The organism is Streptomyces sp. NPDC045021 (genome assembly GCF_056432645.1).
Map to the genome: position 1 here is coordinate 1 of NZ_JBWKIQ010000017.1, position 23,222 is coordinate 23,222.

At 71.3% G+C, this 23,222-nt stretch carries 22 protein-coding genes; 10 read left to right on the forward strand and 12 right to left on the reverse strand.

Features of this window, described 5'->3' with window-relative positions; all coding sequences use genetic code 11:
• Positions 1–362 precede the first annotated feature (362 nt).
• Positions 363–1,352, forward strand: coding sequence for a tryptophan--tRNA ligase (gene trpS, locus AC07DC_RS35850; RefSeq protein ID WP_478918769.1), 990 nt, complete (start codon positions 363–365; stop codon positions 1,350–1,352).
• 135 nt (positions 1,353–1,487) lie between these two features.
• Here trpS and proC read toward each other — a convergent pair whose 3' ends face one another.
• The 3 genes from proC to AC07DC_RS35865 all read right to left on the reverse strand — a co-directional run bounded on the left by proC (position 1,488) and on the right by AC07DC_RS35865 (position 4,097).
• On the reverse strand, positions 1,488–2,297 hold the full coding sequence (gene proC, locus AC07DC_RS35855) for a pyrroline-5-carboxylate reductase (RefSeq protein WP_478918770.1): 810 nt from the start codon (positions 2,295–2,297) through the stop codon (positions 1,488–1,490).
• Between the two features lie 163 nt (positions 2,298–2,460).
• Entirely contained in the window at positions 2,461–3,300 is an 840-nt protein-coding gene (locus AC07DC_RS35860) for an ABC transporter permease (protein ID WP_478918772.1), read from the reverse strand.
• Entirely contained in the window at positions 3,297–4,097 is an 801-nt protein-coding gene (locus tag AC07DC_RS35865; protein ID WP_478918773.1) for an ABC transporter ATP-binding protein, read from the reverse strand. The genes AC07DC_RS35860 and AC07DC_RS35865 overlap by 4 nt, the downstream gene beginning before the upstream one ends.
• A gap of 130 nt (positions 4,098–4,227) precedes the next feature.
• Here AC07DC_RS35865 and AC07DC_RS35870 point away from each other — a divergent pair, with 130 nt between their 5' ends.
• The gene (locus AC07DC_RS35870; RefSeq protein ID WP_478918774.1) at positions 4,228–4,689 is read left to right on the forward strand and encodes a hypothetical protein; all 462 of its coding nucleotides are present in this window, start codon (positions 4,228–4,230) and stop codon (positions 4,687–4,689) included.
• 19 nt (positions 4,690–4,708) lie between these two features.
• On the opposite strand, the gene AC07DC_RS35875 is transcribed toward AC07DC_RS35870, so the two are convergent.
• The 6 genes from AC07DC_RS35875 to AC07DC_RS35900 all read right to left on the reverse strand — a co-directional run bounded on the left by AC07DC_RS35875 (position 4,709) and on the right by AC07DC_RS35900 (position 10,800).
• Positions 4,709–5,470 (reverse strand): class I SAM-dependent methyltransferase, encoded by a 762-nt coding sequence (locus AC07DC_RS35875; protein ID WP_478918775.1) that lies wholly within the window; start codon positions 5,468–5,470, stop codon positions 4,709–4,711.
• A gap of 59 nt (positions 5,471–5,529) precedes the next feature.
• Positions 5,530–6,081 carry a hypothetical protein gene (locus AC07DC_RS35880; RefSeq protein ID WP_478918777.1) on the reverse strand — a complete coding sequence of 184 codons (552 nt, stop codon included), beginning with the start codon at positions 6,079–6,081 and terminating at the stop codon, positions 5,530–5,532.
• A gap of 191 nt (positions 6,082–6,272) precedes the next feature.
• A complete protein-coding gene (gene ilvD, locus AC07DC_RS35885; RefSeq protein WP_478918778.1) occupies positions 6,273–8,114 on the reverse strand; it encodes a dihydroxy-acid dehydratase in 1,842 nt (613 codons plus the stop codon).
• 178 nt (positions 8,115–8,292) lie between these two features.
• Positions 8,293–8,913: a TetR/AcrR family transcriptional regulator gene (locus AC07DC_RS35890; RefSeq protein ID WP_478918780.1), complete on the reverse strand. Its 621-nt coding sequence runs from the start codon at positions 8,911–8,913 to the stop codon at positions 8,293–8,295.
• Positions 8,910–9,722 carry a sugar phosphate isomerase/epimerase family protein gene (locus tag AC07DC_RS35895; protein WP_478918937.1) on the reverse strand — a complete coding sequence of 271 codons (813 nt, stop codon included), beginning with the start codon at positions 9,720–9,722 and terminating at the stop codon, positions 8,910–8,912. Before AC07DC_RS35895 ends, AC07DC_RS35890 begins: the two co-directional genes overlap by 4 nt.
• Before the next feature lie 109 nt (positions 9,723–9,831).
• A complete protein-coding gene (locus tag AC07DC_RS35900) occupies positions 9,832–10,800 on the reverse strand; it encodes a Ppx/GppA family phosphatase (protein ID WP_478918781.1) in 969 nt (322 codons plus the stop codon).
• A gap of 90 nt (positions 10,801–10,890) precedes the next feature.
• Between AC07DC_RS35900 and AC07DC_RS35905 the strand changes: the two genes are divergently transcribed.
• A complete protein-coding gene (locus AC07DC_RS35905; protein ID WP_478918783.1) occupies positions 10,891–11,736 on the forward strand; it encodes a DUF3109 family protein in 846 nt (281 codons plus the stop codon).
• Positions 11,737–11,918: 182 nt separating this feature from the next.
• On the opposite strand, the gene AC07DC_RS35910 is transcribed toward AC07DC_RS35905, so the two are convergent.
• The gene (locus AC07DC_RS35910; protein WP_478918784.1) at positions 11,919–13,586 is read right to left on the reverse strand and encodes a BACON domain-containing protein; all 1,668 of its coding nucleotides are present in this window, start codon (positions 13,584–13,586) and stop codon (positions 11,919–11,921) included.
• Between the two features lie 201 nt (positions 13,587–13,787).
• Here AC07DC_RS35910 and radA point away from each other — a divergent pair, with 201 nt between their 5' ends.
• Entirely contained in the window at positions 13,788–15,173 is a 1,386-nt protein-coding gene (gene radA / locus AC07DC_RS35915) for a DNA repair protein RadA (protein WP_138354132.1), read from the forward strand.
• Positions 15,174–15,274: 101 nt separating this feature from the next.
• Complete coding sequence (gene disA, locus AC07DC_RS35920; RefSeq protein WP_478918785.1) at positions 15,275–16,399, forward strand: DNA integrity scanning diadenylate cyclase DisA; 1,125 nt, start codon at positions 15,275–15,277, stop codon at positions 16,397–16,399.
• Between the two features lie 58 nt (positions 16,400–16,457).
• On the opposite strand, the gene AC07DC_RS35925 is transcribed toward disA, so the two are convergent.
• On the reverse strand, positions 16,458–17,279 hold the full coding sequence (locus AC07DC_RS35925) for a hypothetical protein (protein ID WP_478918786.1): 822 nt from the start codon (positions 17,277–17,279) through the stop codon (positions 16,458–16,460).
• 131 nt (positions 17,280–17,410) lie between these two features.
• Here AC07DC_RS35925 and AC07DC_RS35930 point away from each other — a divergent pair, with 131 nt between their 5' ends.
• The 5 genes from AC07DC_RS35930 to AC07DC_RS35950 all read left to right on the forward strand — a co-directional run bounded on the left by AC07DC_RS35930 (position 17,411) and on the right by AC07DC_RS35950 (position 21,533).
• On the forward strand, positions 17,411–18,307 hold the full coding sequence (locus AC07DC_RS35930; RefSeq protein WP_478918787.1) for an HhH-GPD family protein: 897 nt from the start codon (positions 17,411–17,413) through the stop codon (positions 18,305–18,307).
• A 178-nt stretch (positions 18,308–18,485) separates the two neighbouring features.
• Positions 18,486–19,016, forward strand: a complete 531-nt coding sequence (locus tag AC07DC_RS35935; protein ID WP_478918788.1) for a SigE family RNA polymerase sigma factor — start codon at positions 18,486–18,488, stop codon at positions 19,014–19,016.
• Positions 19,004–19,612 (forward strand): hypothetical protein, encoded by a 609-nt coding sequence (locus tag AC07DC_RS35940; protein ID WP_478918789.1) that lies wholly within the window; start codon positions 19,004–19,006, stop codon positions 19,610–19,612. Before AC07DC_RS35935 ends, AC07DC_RS35940 begins: the two co-directional genes overlap by 13 nt.
• On the forward strand, positions 19,605–20,288 hold the full coding sequence (gene cseB, locus AC07DC_RS35945; protein ID WP_138354127.1) for a two-component system response regulator CseB: 684 nt from the start codon (positions 19,605–19,607) through the stop codon (positions 20,286–20,288). Before AC07DC_RS35940 ends, cseB begins: the two co-directional genes overlap by 8 nt.
• Before the next feature lie 6 nt (positions 20,289–20,294).
• Positions 20,295–21,533 carry a sensor histidine kinase gene (locus tag AC07DC_RS35950; protein ID WP_478918790.1) on the forward strand — a complete coding sequence of 413 codons (1,239 nt, stop codon included), beginning with the start codon at positions 20,295–20,297 and terminating at the stop codon, positions 21,531–21,533.
• 70 nt (positions 21,534–21,603) lie between these two features.
• On the opposite strand, the gene AC07DC_RS35955 is transcribed toward AC07DC_RS35950, so the two are convergent.
• Complete coding sequence (locus AC07DC_RS35955) at positions 21,604–23,184, reverse strand: MDR family MFS transporter (protein ID WP_478918791.1); 1,581 nt, start codon at positions 23,182–23,184, stop codon at positions 21,604–21,606.
• Positions 23,185–23,222: the final 38 nt, after the last annotated feature.

The window sequence follows — 23,222 nt, forward strand, 5'->3', positions numbered from 1 at the left end:
CTTTCCGTTCCCATTCCGAAAACGCACACGAAAACGAGACGACAGAGCGTCGTTCGTTCGAATGGTTGTCATTGGAGTGGCTGCCTCGGGACCGACTCGCGTCGGCGTTCACCGGCGGGCAACTCGGAGAACACTACGCACGCGACCCATCTTCGTCAACTCCGTGCCGGACGGACCACCCGGTAGTACTCTGACCCCCATGACGAAGCATGCGCACACCCAGCAGTGGTGGGCCGCCTGAAGGCGGCCGACCTCGCAGCGCATGCACCCAACGGCCGCCGCTTCGGCGGCCGTTCGCGTATCTCGACCTTGACGCCCCGGCCGGCGACTGCGGCGGCCACGACAAGGAAGAAGTCTCTGAGATGACGCGGATCTTCAGCGGAGTGACACCGTCGGGCCACCTCACCCTGGGGAACTACCTCGGGGCCATCCAGCGGTGGGTCGCCGTCGACCAGCACCGGAGCCCGCTCCAGGAGGACGCGCTCTTCAGCATCGTCGACCTCCATGCGATCACCGTCGAGCACGAACCCGCCCGGGTGCGACGGCTGACACGGCAGATGGCGACGATCCTGCTGGCGGCCGGGCTCGACCCGGAGGTGTGCACCGTATTCGTGCAGAGCCACGTGGACGAACACACCCGGCTTTCGTACGTACTGGAGTGCACCGCCTCGGACGGCGAGCTGCGGCGCATGATCCAGTACAAGGAGAAATCCGCGAAACAGCAGTCGCTGCGGGTCTCGCTGCTCACCTATCCGGTACTGATGGCGGCGGACATCCTGGCGTACCGGGCCGACGAGGTACCGGTCGGCGACGACCAGGCGCAGCATGTCGAGCTGACGCGTGATCTCGCGGTGCGTTTCAACCAGCGGTACGGGCACACGTTCACCGTGCCGCGGGCGGTGGTCCCGCCGGTGGCCGCGCGCGTGATGGATCTGCAGGAGCCTGCTTCCAAGATGAGCAAGTCCGCGAGCGCGACGACCGGGATCATCTCCCTCCTGGACGAGCCGGCGGTGATCCGCAAGAAGATCATGCGGGCGGTGACGGACAGCGGGTCCGAGGTGGAGTACGACCGGGCGGAGCGCCCGGGGCTCGCGAATCTGCTGGAGATCCTGTCCGCCTGCACCGGTAAGGAGCCGGCGGAGCTGGCCGGCGAGTACGACTCGTACGGCGCGTTGAAGAAGGACGTGGCGGAGGCGGTCGTCGAACTCCTGCGCCCGTTGCAGGAACGGCATTCCGCGCTCTGCGCCGATCCCGGCTACCTGGAGGGGGTGCTGCGCGAGGGCGCGGAGCGGGCGCGCGCGCTCGCGCGGCCGACGGTGGACGCCGCCTACCGGGCGATCGGGCTGCTGTGACGGCGGCCCGTCGGTACTACCGGCCCGCATAGCGGTACGAAGGGGTGGGCGCTCAGGCCGCGAGGCTCGGGCGGCCTGCCCCTTCGTACCGATCGGACGTCCCTACCGCCGGAGTCCGTACCGATGTCCCGGCGGTCAGCCGTTGCCGGAAGCCAGCTCGCGGCTGCGGTCGCGGGCCGCTTCGAGGGCGGCGATCAGCGCGGCGCGGACGCCGTGGTTCTCCAGCTCGCGAATGGCGCTGATGGTGGTGCCGGCCGGTGAGGTCACCGCCTCGCGGAGCTTCACCGGGTGCTCGCCGCTGTCGCGCAGCATGACGGCGGCGCCGATCGCCGACTGGACGATCAGGTCGTGGGCCTGGGCGCGGGGCAGGCCGAGGAGGATGCCGGCGTCGGTCATGGCCTCGACCAGGTAGTAGAAGTACGCGGGCCCGGAGCCGGACAGCGCGGTGGCGGCGTCCTGGTGCTTCTCGGGGACGCGCAGCGTCTTGCCGACCGGCTTGAAGATCTCCTCGGTGCGGACGAGATGCGCCTCGGTGGCGTGGCTGCCCGCGGAGATGACGGACATTCCCTCGTCGACCAGTACCGGAGTGTTGGGCATGACGCGGACGACCGCGATGCCCTCCGTCAGCCGCTCCTCGAAGAACGCGGTGGGGATACCGGCGGCCGCGCTGATGACGAGGCGGTCGGCGGCGACGTACGGTGCCAGCTCGTCGAGGAGGGCACCCATGTCCTGCGGCTTCGCCGCGAGGATGAGGGTGTCGGCGGCCTTCGCCGCCTCCGCGTTGCTGACGGCCTCGACGCCGTAACGGCTGCGCAGCTCCTCCGCACGCTCCGGCCGGCGCGCGGTGACGAGCAGGTCGTCGGGCGACCAGCCGGCCCGGATCATGCCGGAGAGGAGGGCCTCGCCGATCTTGCCGGTGCCGAGTACGGCGACTTTCTGGGTCATGGCGCCTCACCTCAAGCGGTACGGGGGCTTTCGCGGCCATCCTCGCACCAGGTGCGCTGCCCGCGGCTTTCGGTCCAAGTGCCGGTACGGGGCGTGCCGGGTGGTGGGTTGACGAGTGGTGGGTTGACGGGCGGTGGGGTTGACGGGTGGGTCCCCGTAGGGCTCAGGCGGTGCGGCGGCGGAGGGTGGCTGCTCCCAGGGCCAGGGCCAGGATGGCGCACGCCGCGACGACGGCCAGGTCGCGGACGAAGTCGCCGGTGACTCCGGTGTGCTGGACGACCTGCGTCATGCCGTCGACCGCGTACGACATGGGGAGCACGTCGGAGACGGCCGCGAGCACCGGCTGCATGGTGTCGCGCGGGACGAGGAGCCCGCACATCAGCAGCTGCGGCAGGATCACGGCCGGCATGAACTGGACGGCCTGGAACTCACTGGCCGCGAAGGCGCTGACGAAGAGGCCGAGGGCGATGCCCAGGAACGCGTCGGCGAGGGCGATGACGAGGAGCAGCCAGGGCGAGCCGACCACGTCGAGGCCCAGCCCCCAGACGGCGAGGCCGGTGGCGAGGCAGGCCTGGACGACGGCGACGCCGCCGAACGCGAGGGCGTAGCCGCCGAGCAGATCGGCCTTGCCCAGCGGCATGGAGAGCAGCCGCTCCAACGTGCCGGAGGTGCGTTCGCGGAGGGTGGCGATCGAGGTGACCAGGAACATCAGGATGAGCGGGAAGATGCCGAGGAGGGAGGCGCCGACCTGGTCGAACGTGCGCTGCTTGCCGTCGTAGACCCAGCTCAGCACCGCGAGCAGGACGCAGGGAACGACCAGCATCAGGGCGATGGTGCGGGGGTCGTGGCCGAGCTGGCGCAGCACCCGGCGGGCGGTGGCGAGGGTGCGCAGCAGGGAGAAGGCGCGCGGGGCCCGCTCGGACGGAGTCTCGGCGAGCGTCCTGGGGGTCACCCCGGACGGAGTCTGGGGGACGGTGCCGGTGGGCGACGGGTGGGCGTTCATTTGGCCTGCTCCTGGCGGGTGTCGGGAAGGGTGACGACGTTCGTGCGGTGGTTCGCGCCGGCGTTGGCCGCGTCCACCAGGTGGAGGAAGGCCTCCTCGACGGTGGCCGAGCCGGTGGAGTCCCGCAGCCCGTCGGGGGTGTCGTCGGCGAGGATGCCGCCCTCGCGCATGAGGAGCAGGCGGTGGCAGCGTTCGGCCTCGTCCATCACGTGCGAGGAGATCAGCACGGTGGCGCCGCGCTCGGCGGCGAGGCGGTGGAAGAGGTTCCACAGGTCGCGGCGGAGGACGGGGTCGAGGCCGACGGTGGGTTCGTCGAGGACGAGGAGTTCGGGTTCGCCGAGCAGCGCGACCGCGAGGGAGACCCGGCCGCGCTGGCCGCCGGAGAGGTTTCCGGCGAGCGAGTCGGCGTGGGAGACGAGGTCGACATCGGTGAGGGCGCGGTCCACGTGTTCGCGGCGGGCGGTGCGGGTCAGGCCGAGGACGGACGCGTAGTAGTCGAGGTTCTGGCGGGCGGTGAGGTCGGAGTAGACGGACGGCGCCTGGGTTACGTATCCGACGCGGGAGCGGAGCCGGGGATGTCCGGCGGCGAGGCCCAGGACGTCGAGGGTGCCGGTGACGCGGGCCTGGGTGCCGACGATCGCGCGCATGAGGGTGGATTTGCCGCAGCCGCTGGGACCGAGCAGGCCGGTGACCTGGGCGCGCGGAACGGTGAATTCGAGGCCGTCCAGGACGGTGCGGGTGCCGCGGACGACGGTCAGGCCGTCGGCTCGAACGGCAGGCTCAAATTTATTCATCATGCGATGAATATCCTCCGCCGGCGGGGGCTCGTCAAGCACTGGCGGCTTGGGGGCGGGCACCGGGTCGGTCGGGGTCTGCTCAGGGTCATCCCCTATGGCGTTCAAGAGACGGCGGCAGGACCGTGGCGGTATGAGGCGTTCATCCCGCGACATCGATGTGACCAGGTCCGAGAAGCGGCAGCTGGCCGTGGCCTCGGCGACGCTCGGGCCCTGGCGGCCCGCTGCGGCCGTGGGAGCGCTGGGCGGCGGAGTCTCGCTCGCGCTCCACACCATCGGGGGTGACTTCGGGCTCGGCATGGTCGTCAGTGCGCTGTCCGTCGCCCTGATGCTCTTCTTCCTCGTCGGCGGCGCCGGCGCGGTGCTCGGCACCAGCGCCAGGGCCGACCGGCGGATCCGCCGCTGGGCGCGCGCGCATCCATGGCAGGTGGCGGTGGTTCCGGCCGCGCTGCTCTTCGTCTCCGACTTCGTGATGCGCCAGATCCTGAGCAGCGAGGGCTTCTTCGGCAGTCTCTGGGACGGTCTGTGGCGCGGCGTGATCGTGGCCGTTGTCGTGGGCGCGGTGGGCGCGGTGGCGGCCTCGCGCCGCAGCTAGGGCCTGGCCCTCCTGGGCCCTAGTGCTCTGGCCGGAGGGCCACCGTCACGTCCGTGACGTACGGCTCGTCGAGCACGCCGTCGGGGAACAGCGCGAGCAGTTCCTCCCGCTCCGCGCGCAGGACCGGCTCCGCGTCCGCACCCATCACGGCGAGGAACGAGTGGGTGCCGAGGGTCCGGAGCCGGTCGTCCACGGTGATCCGGCGGGACCACGCGACGGAGCGCGTCCGGGTGCGGACGGCGAAGGGCGCGAGCAGGTCGGGGACGGTGTGCGAGAAGCCCGGCGCCCGATGGCCCGGGCAGCGCTCGGCGAGCCGCGCCTCCTGGTCGGCGACCCAGGCGTGGCTCAGGTCGGGCACGTTCCACCACATCACCAGCGCGCCGTCCGGACGCAGTACGCGCAGCGCCTCGGGGACCGAGCGGGCCGGGTCGGTCCAGTGCCAGGCCTGGGCGTACGTCACGAAGTCGGCGGCGCCGTCCGCGAAGGGCAGCGCGTTGCCGTCGGCCCTGACGAGCGGGACGCCCGGCAGCGCGGCCCGGAATTGCGCGGCCATGCCGGCGCCGGGCTCCACGGCGGTGGTCCGGGCCCCGCGCTCCCGCAGCAGCCGGGTGCCGATGCCGGTGCCCGCGCCCACGTCGATCACCGTGGCGCCCGCCAGCGACCTGCCGGAGAGTTCCTCGACGGCGTCGAACAGCGCGGGCGGATAGCTGGGGCGGGCGGCCGCGTACTCCGCCGCGACCGCGTCGAACGACCTGGCCAGTTCGGTGTGCGACGACGTCATACGAGCATTCTGCCGAGGCGGGGATTCCTACGTTCCCGGTTCGGCCGGACCGACACGACCTAGTTGCGCTTGCGCTTCTTGGCGGCGGCGGCGCGTGCCGCGGGGTTGCCGGTGCGGGTGCCGCGGCGGCGGGTGTGCAGCTCGCGGGCGCGCTCGTACTCGGCGCGGTGCAGCTTCTCGCCCGGCGCCTCGATGAGGGCGCGGGCGAAATAGGCGAGCAGGGTGCCGATGAACCCGATCAGCAGGATGCCCTGGGCGGAGCTCGCCGCCGCGTCGGATCCCCTGCCGCCGGGCTCGGGGCGGCGGATGAAGCCCTCCCAGGTCTTGCGGAAGGCCAGCGCGCTGCAGACGGCGAAGGCGACGACGACGAGCATCCCGACGAAGGTGCCGACCTTCGCGATGCTCAGGCCCTGGAAGCCGAAGCGGAGCAGGAACGCACCGGCCGCGGCGGCGGCCAGCGCGCCGACCGCGACGCCGGCGCGGCGCAGGGCGTAGCCGCCGTCGTGGTCCACCCAGGTCGTGCCGAAGAAGCGGAGAGGCTCGGGCTGGGGGCCGTCGGAGGCCGCGGGCTCCGGCTGGTCGTGCGGCTTGGTCTGGGGGTCGTCGTCCACGGTTCGATTATCGCCGAACGGCGCGGGCGCCGGGACCACAAAGGGGTGTATCGGAATAATCGCCCCCATCGGAGCCTCAATCAGAAGCCCGAACACCCCCCGACCGCGCCGCTGTCCCGGCCGGTCAGGATCGACCGGCCGGGACAGCGAACGGACAGCGAACGGGCCCTAAGGCTTCGAACTTGCTGACGTCAGCCTTCGAGCTTGCTGACGTCGCGGACCGCGCCCTTGTCCGCGCTGGTCACCATCGCGGCATAGGCGCGCAGGGCCGGCGAGACCTTGCGCACGCGGTCCTTGGGGGCGTAGACGCCGCCCAACGCCTCGCGGCGGGCGTCGAGTTCCTCGTCGGAGACGAGGAGGTTGACGCCTCGGTTCGGGATGTCGATGCGGATCAGGTCGCCGTCCTCGACGAGGGCGATGTTGCCGCCGGACGCCGCCTCCGGGGAGCAGTGCCCGATCGACAGCCCCGAGGTACCGCCGGAGAAGCGGCCGTCGGTAATGAGCGCGCAGGCCTTGCCCAGACCACGGCCCTTGAGGAACGAGGTCGGGTAGAGCATCTCCTGCATGCCGGGGCCGCCCTTGGGGCCCTCGTAACGGATGACGACGACGTCGCCCTCCTTGACGCGCTTGGTGAGGATCGCGTCGACAGCGGCCTCCTGGGACTCCACCACGACGGCGGGGCCCTCGAAGGTCCAGATCGACTCGTCGACGCCGGCGGTCTTCACGACGCAGCCGTCCACGGCGAGGTTGCCGTACAGGATCGCCAGGCCGCCCTCGGTGGAGTAGGCGTGCGCGGCGTCACGGATGCAGCCGCCCGCGGCGTCCGTGTCGAGGGTGTCCCAGCGCTCGGACTGCGAGAAGGCGGTCGCGGAGCGGACGCAGCCGGGGGCGGCGTGGAAGAGCTCGACGGCCTCGGGCGACGGGGAGCCACCGCGGATGTCCCAGCTCTTGAGCCAGTCGGCGAGCGAGGCGGAGTGCACGGTGTGCACGTCCTCGTTGAGCAGGCCCGCGCGGTACAGCTCGCCGAGGATGGCGGGGATGCCGCCGGCCCGGTGCACGTCCTCCATGTAGTAGTCGCCGTTGGGCGCGACCTTCGACAGGCAGGGCAGCCGGCGCGAGAGCGCGTCGATGTCCGACATGTCGAAGGCGACCTCGGCCTCCTGCGCGGCGGCCATCAGGTGCAGGATCGTGTTGGTCGAGCCGCCCATGGCGATGTCGAGCGCCACGGCGTTCTCGAAGGCGGCGCGGGTCGCCACGTTGCGCGGCAGGACGGTCTCGTCGTTCTGCTCGTAGTAGCGCTTGGTGATGTCGACGATCGTGCGGCCGGCGTTCTGGTACAGCGCCTTGCGGGCGGTGTGGGTGGCGAGCACCGAACCGTTGCCGGGCAGCGCCAGGCCGATCGCCTCGGCGAGGCAGTTCATCGAGTTGGCGGTGAACATGCCGGAACACGAGCCGCAGGTCGGGCAGGCGTTCTCCTCGATACGGAGGATGTCCTCGTCCGAGACGTTCTCGTTGACCGCGTCGGAGATCGCGTTGACCAGGTCGAGCTTGCGGACGGTGCCGTCGACGAGGGTGGCCTTGCCGGCCTCCATCGGACCGCCGGAGACGAAGACGACCGGGATGTTGAGGCGCAGTGCGGCCATCAGCATGCCCGGCGTGATCTTGTCGCAGTTGGAGATGCAGATCAGCGCGTCGGCGCAGTGCGCCTCGACCATGTACTCGACGGAGTCGGCGATCAGGTCGCGCGAGGGCAGCGAGTAGAGCATGCCGCCGTGGCCCATCGCGATGCCGTCGTCGACCGCGATGGTGTTGAACTCGCGCGGTACGGCGCCCGCCGCCAGGATCGCCTCGGAGACGATCCGGCCGACCGGCTGGAGGTGGGTGTGCCCCGGTACGAACTCGGTGAAGCTGTTGGCGACGGCGATGATCGGCTTGCCGATGTCGGCGCTCGCCACGCCGGAAGCGCGCATCAGGGCGCGGGCTCCCGCCATGTTCCTGCCGTGGGTGACCGTTCGTGACCTCAGATCGGGCACGGTAGCTCCACTCCCTCAAGTTCGTCCTCGGATCCTTCCGACAGTACGCCGAGGTTCCACGCTCTGGACAGCCTGTCCGGAATGCGGGACGAACGGCTCATATCCCGGTCACGCCTCGGTCGGGGCCGTACATCAGGGGCCACACATCGGTCAGGGCCATTCATCAGGACATCTGGGGTCACGCTTCGGTCAGGTAGCGCTGCAACGTGGGCGCGACCAGGACGACGATGTCCTCGACATCGGCCGAGGCCAGCGGCTCCACCTTGATCACGTACCGCAGCATCGCGATCCCGACCATCTGCGAGGCGGCCAGCTCGGCCCGCAGCTTCGGATCCGGCACCCGCAGATCCTCCGCGATGCGCTCCAGCAGCATGCGCAGCAGGAACCCGCGCAGTACGGCCGCCGCTGTCTCGTGCGTCAGCGCGGACCGGACCACGGCCAGCAGCGGACCGCGCGTCGCCGGGTTCTCCCAGACGCCGAGGAAGTAGCGGGCGAGCCGCTCACCGATGCCGTCGGGGCCCGGCCCCACCACGTCGGGCACGTGCAGCGCGGGCTCGAAGGACGTCTCGATCGCCGCCGCGAAGACCTGCTCCTTGGTGCCGAAATAATGGTGCACCAGCGCCGCGTCCACCCCGGCCGCCTTCGCGATCGAACGGACCGACGTCTTGTCGTAGCCGTGCGCGGAGAACTCGGCGCGGGCGGCGGACAGGATGCGGTCCCGCGAGTCGGTCGCCCCTGCCCGCGTCCCGCTGGGCCGCCCACGACGGCGCGGCTCGCCGCCCTGTGCCCGGTTCGTCACGCGCCGGGGACCCTGGCCGCCGTGGCCAGGTGGAGCCGGGTGAAGGCCAGCGCCTCGGCGAGATCGGCCTCACGTTCGGCGGCGGACATCGCCCGCCTGGTGTTGACCTCGACGACCACATGGCCGGTGAAGCCGCTCAGCGCGAGCCGCTCCAGCAGTTCGGCGCACGGCTGGCCGCCACGGCCGGGCACCAGGTGCTCGTCCTTCGCCGAACCGTTGCCGTCGGCGAGGTGGACGTGGGCGAGCCGGTCACCCATCCGGTCGACCATGTCCAGGGCCGCGCTGCGGGACGTGGAGGCATGCGAAAGGTCGATGGTGAAGTGCCGGTAGTCGTCCTTGGTGACGTCCCAGTCGGGCGCGTACGCGAGCATCTCGCGGTCGCGGTACCGCCACGGGTACATGTTCTCGACGGCGAAGCGGACATCGGTCTCGTCCGCCATCCGCCAGATCCCCCGGACGAAATCGCGCGCGTAGTTGCGCTGCCACCGAAAGGGCGGGTGGACGACGACGGTCGACGCGCCCAGCGTCTCGGCCGCCGCGCGCGCCCGCTGGAGTTTGATCCACGGGTCCGTGGACCACACCCGCTGGGTGATCAGCAGGCACGGCGCGTGCACCGCGAGAATCGGGACCTGGTGGTAGTCCGAGAGCCGGCGCAGCGCCTCTATGTCCTGGCTGACCGGGTCGGTCCACACCATGACCTCGACACCGTCGTAACCGAGCCGGGCCGCGACCTCGAAGGCCGTCGCCGTGGACTCCGGATAGACCGAGGCCGTGGACAGCGCGACCTTCGCGTCCGGCACGCGCACCACGTGTCCGGGCGCCGGAACGCCGTACACCTGCCGGTTCGCGTACGCCTTGGGGTCCGCTCGTTCAGCCACGGGAGACAGCGTACGGCGACGGGTCAACCGAACGGCACTCTCATCTGCGCCGACGTGACACGGTCAACATCGAACCGCGTTCGTTCGCCATCAGGTCGAGTTTGCGCAGGATCACTCCTTCGCGAAGGGCCCACGGACAGATCTCCAGCTCCGAGACCCCGAAGAGGTCCATCGCGGCCTCCGCCACCAGCGCCCCCGCCAGCAGCTGTCCCGCGCGTCCCTCGGAGACCCCCGGCAGCTGGGTTCGCTCGGTCCGGCGCATGGTCGTCAGCCGGGGCACCCACTCCTCCAGCGACCTGCGGGTCAGCGACCGCTGGGTGTACACGCCGTCGGCGCTGCGGGCGGCGCCCGCGATCCGTGCGAGCTGCTTGAACGTCTTCGACGTGCCCACCGTGTGGTCGGGGCGGCCGAGGCGGGAGAACTCCGCGACCGTCCGCGCGATCTCGGCCCTGACGTGCTTGCGCAACGCGCGTACGTCATCGGTGGCGGGCGGGTCCCCGGGCAGCCAGGTGCTCGTAAGCCGGCCCGCGCCGAGCGGCAGAGAGACCGCCGCGTCCGGGTCCTCGTCCATGCCGTAGCCGACTTCGAGGGAACCGCCGCCGATGTCCAGGACCAGCAGCCGGCCCGCCGACCAGCCGAACCAGCGGCGCACCGCGAGGAACGTCAGCCGGGCCTCGTCCTCACCGGACAGCACCGTGAGCGTCACACCGGTCTCGGCGGCGACCCGCGCCAGCACTGCCTCGCCGTTGGCCGCCTCGCGGACCGCCGACGTGGCGAACGCCAGCACGTCCTCCGCACCCTTGTCCTCGGCGACACGCAGCGCCTGCGCGAGCGTCGCCACCAGCCGGTCGACGCCCTCCGGGCTGATCGCCCCACGGTCGTCGAGCACTTCCGCCAGCCGCAACTCCGCCTTGTGGGAATAGGCGGGCAGCGGGCGCGCACCCGGGTGCGCGTCCATCACCAGAAGGTGAACGGTGTTGGAACCCACATCGAGCACTCCGAGTCGCATGGGACAGACGCTAGCGCCCATCCGTGCCGCAGATGGTGCGGGGGGCCGCCACAGACGTTGTCGGGGCTCTCGGCGATCTACCCTGGCGGCGTGGCGAAGAACGTGGCAAAGAAGCTGAAGCAGTCGAAAAAGTCCCCCCAGAAGTCCCAGCAGAAGTCCCAGGAGCGGTCCGTACCCGACGAGGTCGGTCCGGACTTCGCCCGCGCCTGGGTCGAGTTCCCCGACCCGGCCGACGACGAGCAGCTGTTCCGCTGCGACCTCACCTGGCTCACCTCGCGCTGGACCTGCATCTTCGGCCAGGGCTGCCAGGGCATCGTCGCCGGCCGGGCCGCAGACGGCTGCTGCTCGCTGGGCGCGCACTTCTCCGACGAGGAGGACGAGCAGCGCGTCGCCGGCCACGCCGCCCGGCTCACGCCGGAGACCTGGCAGTTCCACGACCTGGGCACGAAGAAGGACGGCGCCTGGGCCATGGTCAACGAGGACGGCGAACGGCAGACCCGGGTCGTCGACGGCGCCTGCATCTTCAGCAACCGGGCCGGGTTCGCCGGCGGGCAGGGCTGCGCGCTGCACGCCCTCGCGCTGCGGGAGGGCAAGGAGCCGCTGGAGACCAAGCCGGATGTCTGCTGGCAGCTGCCGATCCGGCGTACGTACGACTGGGTGGACCGGCCGGACGACACCCGGATCCTGGTCGTCTCGATCGCGGAGTACGACCGCAGGGGGTGGGGTCCGGGTGGGCATGACCTGCACTGGTGGTGCACGAGTGCTACGTCGGCGCATGGGGCGGGGGATCCGGTGTATGTGTCGTACCGGCCGGAACTGACTGAGCTTATGGGTTTGGCGGGGTATGAGCGGTTGGTGGAGCTTTGTGAGGCGCGGCTGGCGGCGTTGTTGCCTATGGCGCCGCATCCGGCGGACCCGCCGACCGGCGGAGCGTGATCGGTCTCTGCGCCGCGGTGGGGGTGCGGGGGCCGGGTCCTCCGGGGTGGGGCTTCGAAATCGACTATTTAGGGCCTGGCGGCCCTCAAATAGCTCGGCAGCATTTCGAAACCCCACCCCTGCGGCCCCGGCCCCCTCACGTCACCGACGCGCCGGCTCCTGACCGCCTGTGGTCCGGGCGCTCAGCTCGTTGCTGGGGCTGCCGACGACTCGCTCGGGGTTGGGGTGGGGGTGGGGGTGGGGTCCGGCGTTGTTGCTGTGGGGGTGGGGGTTGGGGTCTGGGTATGGGTTGGGGTTGGTGTTGGGGGCTTGGTGTGGGTGGGGGGTGGGGGGTTGCCGTGGAGAGTTACTGCTCCTCCGGAGGGGTTCAGGGCGATGCGGGCGGTCCAGGGGTTTGAGGGTTCGGCGGAGTGGTCGACGGTGACGGTGACCGTGGCCGACTGGCCGGGGGCCAGTTCTCCGCTGGTGGCGCTCAGGTGCAGCCAGTAGGCGGCGGTGGACGCGGTCCAGCGGACTGGTGCGCCGCCGGCTGTGAGGGTGATGACGGTGGTGCCGCCGTGGGATCCGGCTGTGACGGTGAGCCGGCCGGTGCCGGGGGCGGGGGTGCCCGGGCTGGGGGCGCCGGATGTCGTGGACGGTGAGGCGGACGTGTCGACGCTGACGGTCGGACCCGGCGCCCGGCCGGCCGCCGGGTGGCGCGCGTCGTTGGAACCGGAGCTGCCGGCCTTCTCGTACGGGTGGCCGTCGATCCCGTCGGCCTCGTCCCGCTCGCTGGCGGAGACGCCGCCGCCCGGCTGGTCGGGGCCGATCGGTGCGCCCCGGTAGGCGGCCCAGAGGGCGAGTACCGGGGCCGCGACGACGGCGGCCACGACCGTGGTGGTGACGGCGCGGTGCCGCAGTTGGGCGCGGCGGGCCGCGCGGTCCTTGTGATCCAGGGGGAAGCCGCGCCGGTCGAAGCGCGGGGTGCCCTCCCGGGTGCGGCCGGCGCCGTCGCGCATGGAGTACATGAGGGCGGCGTACGCGGCGGACCGCGGTGCTTCGAGCATGGTGAGCACCGCGTTCGCCGTGGTGGTCGCGGCACCGGGCCAGGGGCCGCCGACCACGGCGCGCTCGGCGGTGAGCCGGCACTCCGGGCACTCGTCGACATGCCGTACGAGCTCGCGGCGCAGGGCCGTGCCGAGCAGCACCTGGGTGTCACCGGCCAGCCGCGCGACGGCCGCGCAGGTGCCGACCTCGACGACGGCGAGCGCGGCGCGGGTGCGTTCGACCTCGCAGGCGGCGCGGGCGAGGAGGGCGCGGGCCGTGTCGGCCTCGACGCCGAGAACGTGGCCGACCTCGTGCGGCGGGAGCTGGTGGCGGACGGCGAGTTCGAGGGCCTCGCGCTGTTCGGGGGTGGTGCCGGCGGCCTCCGGCCAGGCGAGGGCGGAGAGCTGGCCGCGGCGCTCGGCGGCGACCGCCTCCGACATGCGGGGTACGTCGGGCCGGCCGGCCGCGAGGCGGCGGCGGCAGGACCAGCGGGCGAGAGCGTAGAGCCAGGGGCGCCGCAGCGCGGCGTCACGGAGCCGGCCGCGCTGCCGCTCGGCGAGGGCCAGCACCTCGCCGAGCGCGGCCGCGGCGGCGTCGTGCTCGCAGAGGATGGAGAGGCAGTAGGTGAACAGCCCGTCCAGATAGGGCTCGTAGTGGGCCGGAGGCTGCATCGGCAACGTGCCGTGCGGGCGCCGGTCCTTGCGTTCGCGCGGTTCCGGACGCGGTTCGGGGCGCGTCCGGGACGCCGACGCCCGGTGCTTGCGGTGTGTACCCGTGCGCGTGCCGGTACCGGCGTCCTGGGGGTGGGTCTCCTGCCTGCTCATCACCTGGCGACGGTAGGGCGGCAGGACCACGAGTCTCAGGTGTCCCCGCGAGCGTTAACCCGTATGGGTGGTGATGCCGCTCAAAAGGGGACACCCCGTTAGCTCGTAGGAGTGCCGGCGGGAACGCGGGTGCGGGCGCTGTCGCCGCCTCGTGGGCGGGATCGGAACGCGTTGTCGGACCCTGCCACTACGGTGAACCCCATGCCTCCCCGCAAGACCGCCACGAAGGACCGACCGTCCTACCGATGCACCGAGTGCGGCTGGACCACCGTGAAGTGGCTCGGCCGCTGCGGGGAGTGCCAGGCCTGGGGCACCGTCGAGGAGTTCGGCGGCGCGCCCGCCGTCAGGACCACCGCGGCCGGCCGGGTGACGACGGCGGCCAAGCCGATCGGCCAGGTGGACGTCAGCCAGGCGACGGCTCGTTCGACGGGGGTACCCGAGCTGGACCGGGTGCTCGGCGGCGGGCTGGTGCCCGGCGCGGTCGTGCTGGTCGCCGGCGAACCGGGCGTCGGCAAGTCGACGCTGCTGCTGGACGTGGCGGCGAAGGCGGCCACCGCCCAGGGCCCGACGCTCTACATCACCGCCGAGGAGTCGGCGTCCCAGGTCCGGCTGCGAGCCGACCGGATCGGCGCGCTCTCCGACCACCTGTACCTGGCGGCCGAGACGGACCTGTCGGCGGTCCTGGGCCATCTGGACGACATCAAACCGTCGCTGCTGATCCTGGACTCGGTGCAGACCGTGGCGTCCCCGGAGATCGACGGCGCGCCCGGCGGCATGGCGCAGGTCCGCGAGGTCGCGGGCGCGCTGATCCGCGCCTCCAAGGAGCGCGGTATGTCGACGCTCCTGGTCGGCCATGTCACCAAGGACGGCGCCATCGCGGGCCCCCGTCTGCTGGAGCACCTGGTGGACGTGGTGCTGAGCTTCGAGGGCGACCGACACGCCCGGCTGCGACTGATCCGCGGCGTCAAGAACCGGTACGGGGCGACGGACGAGGTCGGCTGCTTCGAGCTGCACGACGAGGGCATCACGGGGCTCGCCGACCCCTCCGGGCTCTTCCTGACCCGCCGCGACGAGCCGGTTCCCGGTACCTGCCTGACCGTCACGCTGGAGGGCAAGCGCCCGTTGGTGGTCGAGGTCCAGGGCCTCACCGTCGACACCCAGATCCCGTCGCCGCGCCGCACGACATCCGGTCTGGAGACGTCGCGGGTGTCGATGATGCTCGCCGTGCTCGAACAGCGCGGGCGGATTCAGGCGATCGGAAAACGCGACATCTACACGGCGACGGTGGGCGGAGTGAAGCTCACCGAGCCCGCCGCGGACCTGGCCGTGGCCCTCGCGCTGGCCAGCGCGGCGATCGACACACCGCTGCCCAAGAACCTGGTCGCGATCGGCGAGGTCGGCCTCGCGGGCGAGGTCAGAAGGGTGACGGGGGTGCAGCGCCGACTGTCGGAGGCAGCCCGGCTGGGCTTCACCCACGCCCTCGTACCGCCGGATCCCGGGAAGATTCCGCCGGGCATGAAAGTGATCGAGGTGGCGGACATAGGAGACGCCCTGCGGGTGCTCCCGAAGCGCGGCTCACGGGCCTAGCGGCGGTCCGAACAGCGGTCACTGGCCCATTGCGGAGAGAACGTCAGTAAACTTTGCCCTGGTCTCGCCCTTTGGGCATCCGTAGCGACCGGAGGATTGCAGTGGCAGCCAACGACCGGGCAGCAGCTCCCGGCAAGTCCGGCGGGAGTTCCGGTGCTGATGGGCTGATGCGCGCCTCGCTCAGCGCGGTAGCACCCGGCACCGGCCTGCGTGACGGACTCGAACGAATTCTGCGTGGCAATACGGGCGGTTTGCTCGTCCTCGGCATGGACAAGACCGTCGAGTCGCTGTGCACCGGCGGCTTCGTCCTCGACGTCGAGTTCACCGCGACCCGGCTGCGCGAACTGTGCAAGCTCGACGGCGCGCTGATCCTCGACAAGGACCTCACCAAGATCCTGCGGGCCGGCGTGCAGCTGGTCCCCGACTCCAACATCCCGACCGAGGAGACCGGCACCCGGCACCGCACCGCGGACCGGGTGAGCAAGCAGGTCAATTTCCCGGTCGTCTCGGTCAGCCAGTCGATGCGGCTGATCGCGCTCTACGTCGACGGGCAGCGCCGGGTCCTGGAGGACTCCGCCGCGATCCTGTCGCGGGCGAACCAGGCGCTGGCCACTCTGGAGCGCTACAAGCTGCGCCTGGACGAGGTGGCGGGCACGCTCTCCGCACTGGAGATCGAGGACCTGGTCACCGTCCGGGACGTCAGCGCGGTCTCGCAGCGGCTGGAGATGGTCCGCCGGATCGCCACCGAGATCGCCGAGTACGTGGTCGAGCTGGGCACCGACGGCCGGCTGCTCTCCCTGCAGCTGGACGAGCTGATCGCGGGCGTCGAGCCGGAGCGCGAGCTGGTCGTCAGGGACTACGTGCCGGAGCCCACCGCGAAGCGGAACAGGACGGTGCCGGAGGCACTCGTCGAACTGGACGCGCTGCCCCACGCCGAGCTGCTGGAACTCACCACCGTGGCCCGCGCCCTGGGCTACACCGGCTCCCCCGAGACGCTGGACTCCGCGGTCTCGCCGCGCGGCTACCGGCTGCTGGCGAAGGTGCCGCGGCTGCCGAACACGGTCATCGAGCGGCTCGTGGAGCACTTCGGCGGCCTGCAGAAGCTGCTCGCTGCGAGCGTCGACGATTTGCAGACGGTGGACGGGGTCGGGGAAGCGCGGGCGCGGTCGGTGCGGGAGGGCCTGTCAAGGCTGGCGGAGTCGTCGATCCTGGAGCGGTACGTCTAGGACTCCGTCCCGGTTTGTGGGTCGGGGGCTGGGGCCTGGAGCCCCGGCCCCTTCTGTTCTAGTCGGCCTTCAGGACGAATGACGCCTGCTTCGGTGTGAAGCCCGGGAGCCTTGCCTCGACGAGGTAGGTGGTGCCGAGGGTTGCCTGCAGGCCCTTGGGGGTGGCGCAGTCCGGGGAGCTGGTCTGGCGGTTCCACTCAATCGTGTACGTCGTCGAGTTGTGCGCCGGAACCTGCAGCAGGTAGGCGCCGCGGCCCGCCGGGCAGTCGTCGGTGGCCCAGACGTGCTTGTTGCCGGTGGTGTTGGTGATGGTGACGACGGCCGCCGTCGATCCGAAGTCCAACTTGCAGGCCGTGGCAGCGGAGTTGGCCGCGGTCAGCTCGAACTTCGGCTTCTCGCCCGGCGCGTAGGAGTTCTGCGTGCTGCGCAGCGTCAACTGCACGTCGGAGACGGCACAGTCGGCCAGTGTCGAGCCGGCCGGGAGCTGGCCGCCGGAACCGCCGGAGGCCGCTCCGCCGGATGTGACGCCGTTCGAACCGCCGCCGGACACACCGGAGTCGGTGCCGCCGGAGGGCGATCCGGAGGAGCCGCCGGACGATGTGCCGTCCGAGGAACCGCCGCTGCCGCTGCCGCCACTGGTGTCCCGTCCGCCCGGGCGGCCGGGGATGTGCGTTCCGCTCGGGGTGGGGCCGGGCGTGATGGAGGTCGCCGGGGTGTGACCGCCGGGTCCCTTCGCGCCGGTACCGCCGCTGGAGCCGCCGGAGTTGACCGCCCATACGGCCAGCACGGCGAGCAGTGCGACCAGGCAGAGCACAACAGCCCGCCGTCGCCAGTAGATGGACGACGGAAGAGGTCCGATCGGATTGCGCACAGAGCCCACACGCGAACTCTAGGGGAGATCGGCCGCGCACCGTCGCAACACCCGCCGCACCGGGCGCGGTCTTTCCCGATCATCACGTTTTCCCGCGGACGCGATCACTGTCAGTGGCATGTGCGAGGATCGACGACGCTATGAGCACAGACACCCGCGCCACCGCCCACCACGATCTGCACGCACCCGTCATCGACTGGTTCGACGAGCATGCCCGGGACCTCCCGTGGCGCCGCCCGGAGGCCGGACCGTGGGGTGTGATGGTCAGCGAGTTCATGCTGCAGCAGACCCCGGTCAGCCGCGTACTGCCGGTGTACGAACAGTGGCTGGCGCGCTGGCCGCGGCCGGCCGACCTCGCCACGGAGCCGGCGGGCGAGGCCGTACGCGCCTGGGGGCGGCTCGGCTATCCGCGCCGCGCGCTGCGGCTGCACGCGGCGGCGACCGCGATAGCGCTGAGCCACGGCGGTGAAGTCCCGCGCGAGCACGCCAAGTTGCTCGCCCTGCCCGGGGTCGGCGAGTACACCGCGGCCGCCATCGGCTCGTTCGCGTACGGCCAGCGGCACTCCGTGCTGGACACGAACGTCCGCCGGGTCTTCGCCCGCGCCGTCACCGGCATCCAGTACCCGCCGACCGCGACGACCGCCGCGGAGCGGCGTACCGCGCTGGCCCTGCTGCCCCATGACAAGGGGACGGCCGCCCGGTGGGCGGCCGCCACGATGGAGCTGGGCGCGCTCGTCTGCACCGCGCGCGGCCCCGAGTGCGTCCGCTGCCCGATCGCGGCGAGCTGCGCCTGGCGGCTGGCCGGTTCCCCCGAGCACACCGGGCCGCCGCGCCGCGGCCAGTCGTACGCGGGGACCGACCGGCAGGTGCGCGGAAAGCTGCTGGCCGTGCTGCGGGACGCCGTCGATCCGGTGCCGCAGTCCGCGCTGGACGCGGTGTGGGACGAGCCGGTGCAGCGGGCCCGTGCGCTGGACGGCCTGGTGGAGGACGGTCTGGTCGAGCCGCTTGCCGACGGGGTCTACCGACTGCCGGTTTAAACCCCTTCGGGACGTTGGTCCTGAGGCTGTTACATAACCGACGGCTTCCTGTGAGCCCCCTGTGCGCCCACGGTGGCAAAAGCCCAACATCCCCTCCGTAGCGTCGTCCTCGTCGGAACGGTTGGCACATCAGCGCAACAGTCGACAGGGCGGGACAGCACGGGACGGAGGGCGACCCATGGCGGCGAACGGCACGGTTCTGGAGTTCGAGGAGTACGTGAGGACGCGGCAGGACGCACTGCTGCGGAGCGCACGGCGGCTCGTCCCCGACCCGATCGACGCCCAGGACCTCGTCCAGACCGCGCTGGTGCGCACCTATCCCCGCTGGGACGGCATCGCGGACAAGACGCTCGCGGACGCCTACATGCGCCGCGTCATGATCAACACGCGGACCGAGTGGTGGCGGAACCGCAAGCTCGACGAGATCCCCACCCAGGAGCTGCCGGACGCCAGCGTCGACGACGGCGCCGACCAGCGGGCCGACCGCGAGATGCTCCGCGACGCCCTGAAGGTCCTCGCGCCGAAGCAGCGCCAGGTCGTGATGTTGCGCCACTACGGCCAGCTGTCGACGGAGGAGACGGCCCGCGCCCTGGGGATGTCGACGGGTACGGTGAAGAGCACCCTGCACCGGGCACTGGCCCGGCTGCGCCATGAGCTGGAGCACGGTCGCTACGGCTATACACGGATGGAGGGCGTGTGCGCCGCCTAGCAGCGCTGACCGCGGTGGCAGTGGCTCTGTGCCTGCTGACCGCACTGGCAGGCTGCAGGACCGGCACCGGGGCACGCCGTGAGGGCCCCGCACCGCTCCAGACGCTGAAGGCGGAGCCCAGCCCCGCGCCGTCCATCGCCGGTGACCCGGCGGCGCTGGCGAAGCTGGTGAAGAAGGACACGCAGAACGTCAGCCAGGAGGTGCGCGAGGATCTCGCGCCCTGCGCCGGCGACGAGTACCCGGTGGACACCTCGTCCGGCGATCTCACCAGCGGTGAGGGACCCGATCTGATCGTGAACGTCGCGACCTGCGGCGACGGCATGGGCATCGCGAGCTATGTGTACCGGATGATCGACGGGAAGTACCAGAACGTCTTCGCCGACGAGCAGCCGCCGGTGTACGGCAGCGCCGACAACGGCAAGCTGGAGATCATCCGTCAGGTGTACAAAGGCGACGACCAGGTCTGCTGCCCCACCGGGCAGGAGGCCCTGACGTACGTCTGGAAGGGCACCAAGTTCGTGCAGGTGGAGCGCACGTACACCGACTACGGGGACGCGCTCCCCACACCTACGCCGGAAAAGAAAACGAATGGCTGAAACACACGTCCTGTTCGTCGAGGACGACGACGTCATCCGCGAGGCGACGACGCTCGCGCTGGAGCGCGACGGCTTCAAGGTGACGGCGGTCGCCGACGGGCTGGCCGGGCTGGAGGCGTTCCGCGCCGAGCAGCCCGATCTCGCGCTGCTCGATGTGATGGTGCCGGGCCTCGACGGCGTCAGCCTCTGCCGGCGGATCCGGGACGAGTCGACCGTTCCGGTGATCATGCTGTCCGCACGCGCCGACTCCATCGACATCGTGCTCGGCCTGGAGGCCGGCGCCGACGACTACGTGACGAAGCCCTTCGACGGGGCGGTGCTGGTCGCCCGGATCCGGGCGGTGCTGCGCCGTTTCGGCCACGCCTCCTCCGGTGACGAACCGGCGGAGGCCGCCCTGCTGTCCTTCGGCGACATCGAGATCGACCCGGAGGGTCTTGAGGTGACCCGCGGTGGCGAGCGGCTCGCGCTGACCCCCACCGAGATGCGGCTGCTGCTGGAGTTCTCCGCGGCGCCCGGCGCCGTGCTCTCCCGCGATCGGCTGCTGGAACGGGTCTGGGACTATGAGTGGGGTGGTGACACCCGGGTCGTGGACGTCCACGTCCAGCGGCTGCGCGTCAAGATCGGCCAGGATCGTATCGAGACGGTGCGCGGCTTCGGTTACAAGCTCAGGGCCTGACAGACCATGCCGTTGTTCCCCCGCTCCAGTCTGCGCTGGAAGCTCAGTGCCGCCATCGCCTGCGTATCGGTGCTCGTCGCCGTGGCGCTGAGCCTCGTGGTGCACAACGCCGCCCGCGTCAGCATGATCGACAACTCCCGTGACGTGCAGGACGAGCGGGTGCAGTCCGCGCTGCGGATCTACGAGGTGACCGGCAAGAAGGTCTTCTCCGCCCAGCTCGACGACCCGGCCCTGCCCAAGCCGCTCAAGGAGTTCGCGGCCAGGGGCGAACGGGCGACGTACGTCCAGGACAGTGGCGGCGCGCCGATCGTGTGGGCCGAGACGCCGACCAACGACGGCCGCATCCTGTCGCTGCGCACCACCTTCAAGGACCGCTACTCGGTCCTCGTCGACCTCGACCAGGCCCTGATCGTCGGCTCGCTCGCGGTGGTGGTGGGCGGCACCGCGCTCGGCGTGCTGATCGGCGGCCAGATGTCCCGTCGGCTGCGCAAGGCCGCCGTCGCGGCCCGCAAGGTGGCCGACGGCAATCCCGAGGTGCGGGTGCGGGACGCGATCGGCGGCCGGGTCCGCGACGAGACCGACGAGCTGGCGTCCGCCGTCGACGCGATGGCCGACGCCCTGCAGGACCGGCTGGAGGCCGAGCGCCGGGTCACCGCCGACATCGCCCACGAGCTGCGCACCCCGGTGACCGGGCTGGTCACCGCAGCCGAGCTGCTGCCGCCCGGCCGCCCGGCGGAGCTGGTGCGGAACCGGGCCCAGGCGCTCCGCACCCTGGTCGAGGACGTGCTGGAGGTGGCGCGGCTGGACGGGGCGGCGGAACAGGCCGATCTGCAGGAGGTCGCGCTCGGCGACTTCGTCCGCCGGCGGGTGCTGGCGCTCGATCCCGACGCCGTGGTGACGGTGATCGAGGACGCCGTGGTGCACACAGATCCGCGCCGGTTGGAGCGGATCCTCGGCAATCTGCTGGCCAACGCCGCCCGGCACGGCGAGCCGCTGACCGAGGTGAGCATCAACGGGCCGTTCCTGCGGATCCGCGACCACGGTCCCGGCTTCCCCGACGATCTGCTGCGCGAGGGCCCCAGCCGCTTCCGTACCGGCAGCTCCGACCGGGCCGGCGGCGACCACGGCCTCGGCCTCACCATCGCCACCGGCCAGGCTCGCGTGCTGCACGCCCGGCTCACCTTCCGCAACGCCCCGGCCTCCGACGGCGGCGGCGCCATCGCACAGCTGCTGCTGCCCCGGTAGACGTGTCCGTGACGACGACGGCCCCCGGCGGGATGCCGGGGGCCGTCGTCGTACGTGCGCTACGAGCTGGTCAGATCGCTTCGACCGGGTCCAGGGCCTTGTCCGCGGGAGCCGCGTCCTCATCGCTGCCGGGGGCCTGGGGAGCGCCGCGCAGCGGGATCTCCTTGACGAACCAGGCCGCCACGAAGCCGACGATGCTGATCACCGCGCCCCACAGGAAGACGGTGTGCGTGCCGTTGGAGACCGCGTGCAGGTAGGCGTCCCGCACCTCGGCCGGCAGGTGGGCGATGCGCGCGGGGTCGAGCTGGGCGCCCGCCCCGATCGCCTTGCTCCCGGCGCTGCCGCCCAGCTCCGTCATCGTGCTCTGCACGTGGTGGGTGAAGAGCGCCCCGAAGAGCGAGACACCGAACGAGCCGCCGATGGTGCGGAAGAGCGTCGCGGACGAGCTGCCGACGCCGATGTCCTTCATCTCGACGCTGTTCTGCGCGACGAGCATGGTGATCTGCATCAGGAAGCCCATGCCCGCGCCGAGCACGGCCATGAAGACGCCGGACATGAAGCGGCTGGTCCCGGTGTCCATGGTGGACAGCAGGTACAGCCCGACGGTGATCAGACCGCCGCCGATGATCGGGAAGACCTTGTAGCGGCCGCTCTGGGTGGTGACCCGGCCGGCGATCAGCGAGACCACCATCATCGCGAGCAGCATCGGCAGGAGCAGCAGGCCGGAGTTGGTGGCCGAGGCGCCCTGCACGGTCTGCTGGTAGAGCGGCAGGAACGTCATCGCTCCGAACATCACGAAACCGACGAGGAAGCCGATCAGGGAGATCAGCGAGAAGTTGCGGTTGCGGAAGATGTGCAGCGGCATGACAGGCTCTTTGGCGCGGGTCTCGGCCCAGATGAAGGCCGCGATCGCGACCACGCCGAGGACGAGGAGCCCGATGATCTGCGCCGAGGCCCAGCCGTACTGGGTGCCGCCCCAGGTCGTGAGGAGCACCAGCGCGGTGATGCCGACGGTGAGCAGTCCGGCGCCGAGGTAGTCGATACGGGCCTGGACGCGCTTCTTGGGCAGGTGCAGGACGATGTAGATCATCGCGAGCGCCACCACGCCGAGCGGCAGGTTGATGTAGAAGCTCCAGCGCCAGCCCCAGTTGTCGGTGATGGTGCCGCCGACGAGCGGTCCGCCGATCATCGCGAGCGCCATGACGCCGGCCATCATGCCCTGGTACTTGCCCCGCTCGCGGGGCGGTATGAGGTCACCGATGATCGCCATCACGCCGACGATCAGACCGCCGGCGCCGAGGCCCTGGATCGCGCGGAAGGCGATCAGCTGGTCCATGGACTGGGAGAGGCCGGAGAGTGCCGAGCCGGCCAGGAAGAGCACGATCGACGTCATGAAGATGCCCTTGCGACCGTACATGTCGCCGAGCTTTCCCCAGATGGGCGTCGAGGCGGCGGTCGCGAGCGTGTACGCGGTGACCACCCAGGAGAGGTGGTTGAGGCCGCCGAGCTCCCCTACGATCGTCGGCATCGCGGTACCGATGATCATGTTGTCGAGCATCGCGAGCAACATCGCGATCATGAGCCCGAGCAGAACCACACGCACACTGCGCTGAGGAGCCGCTTCGGGTGGCGTTTCTGCGGTCTGGGACATGACCGGTGCCTCCCCTGGATGGGGCGGCCCGCTCGCGC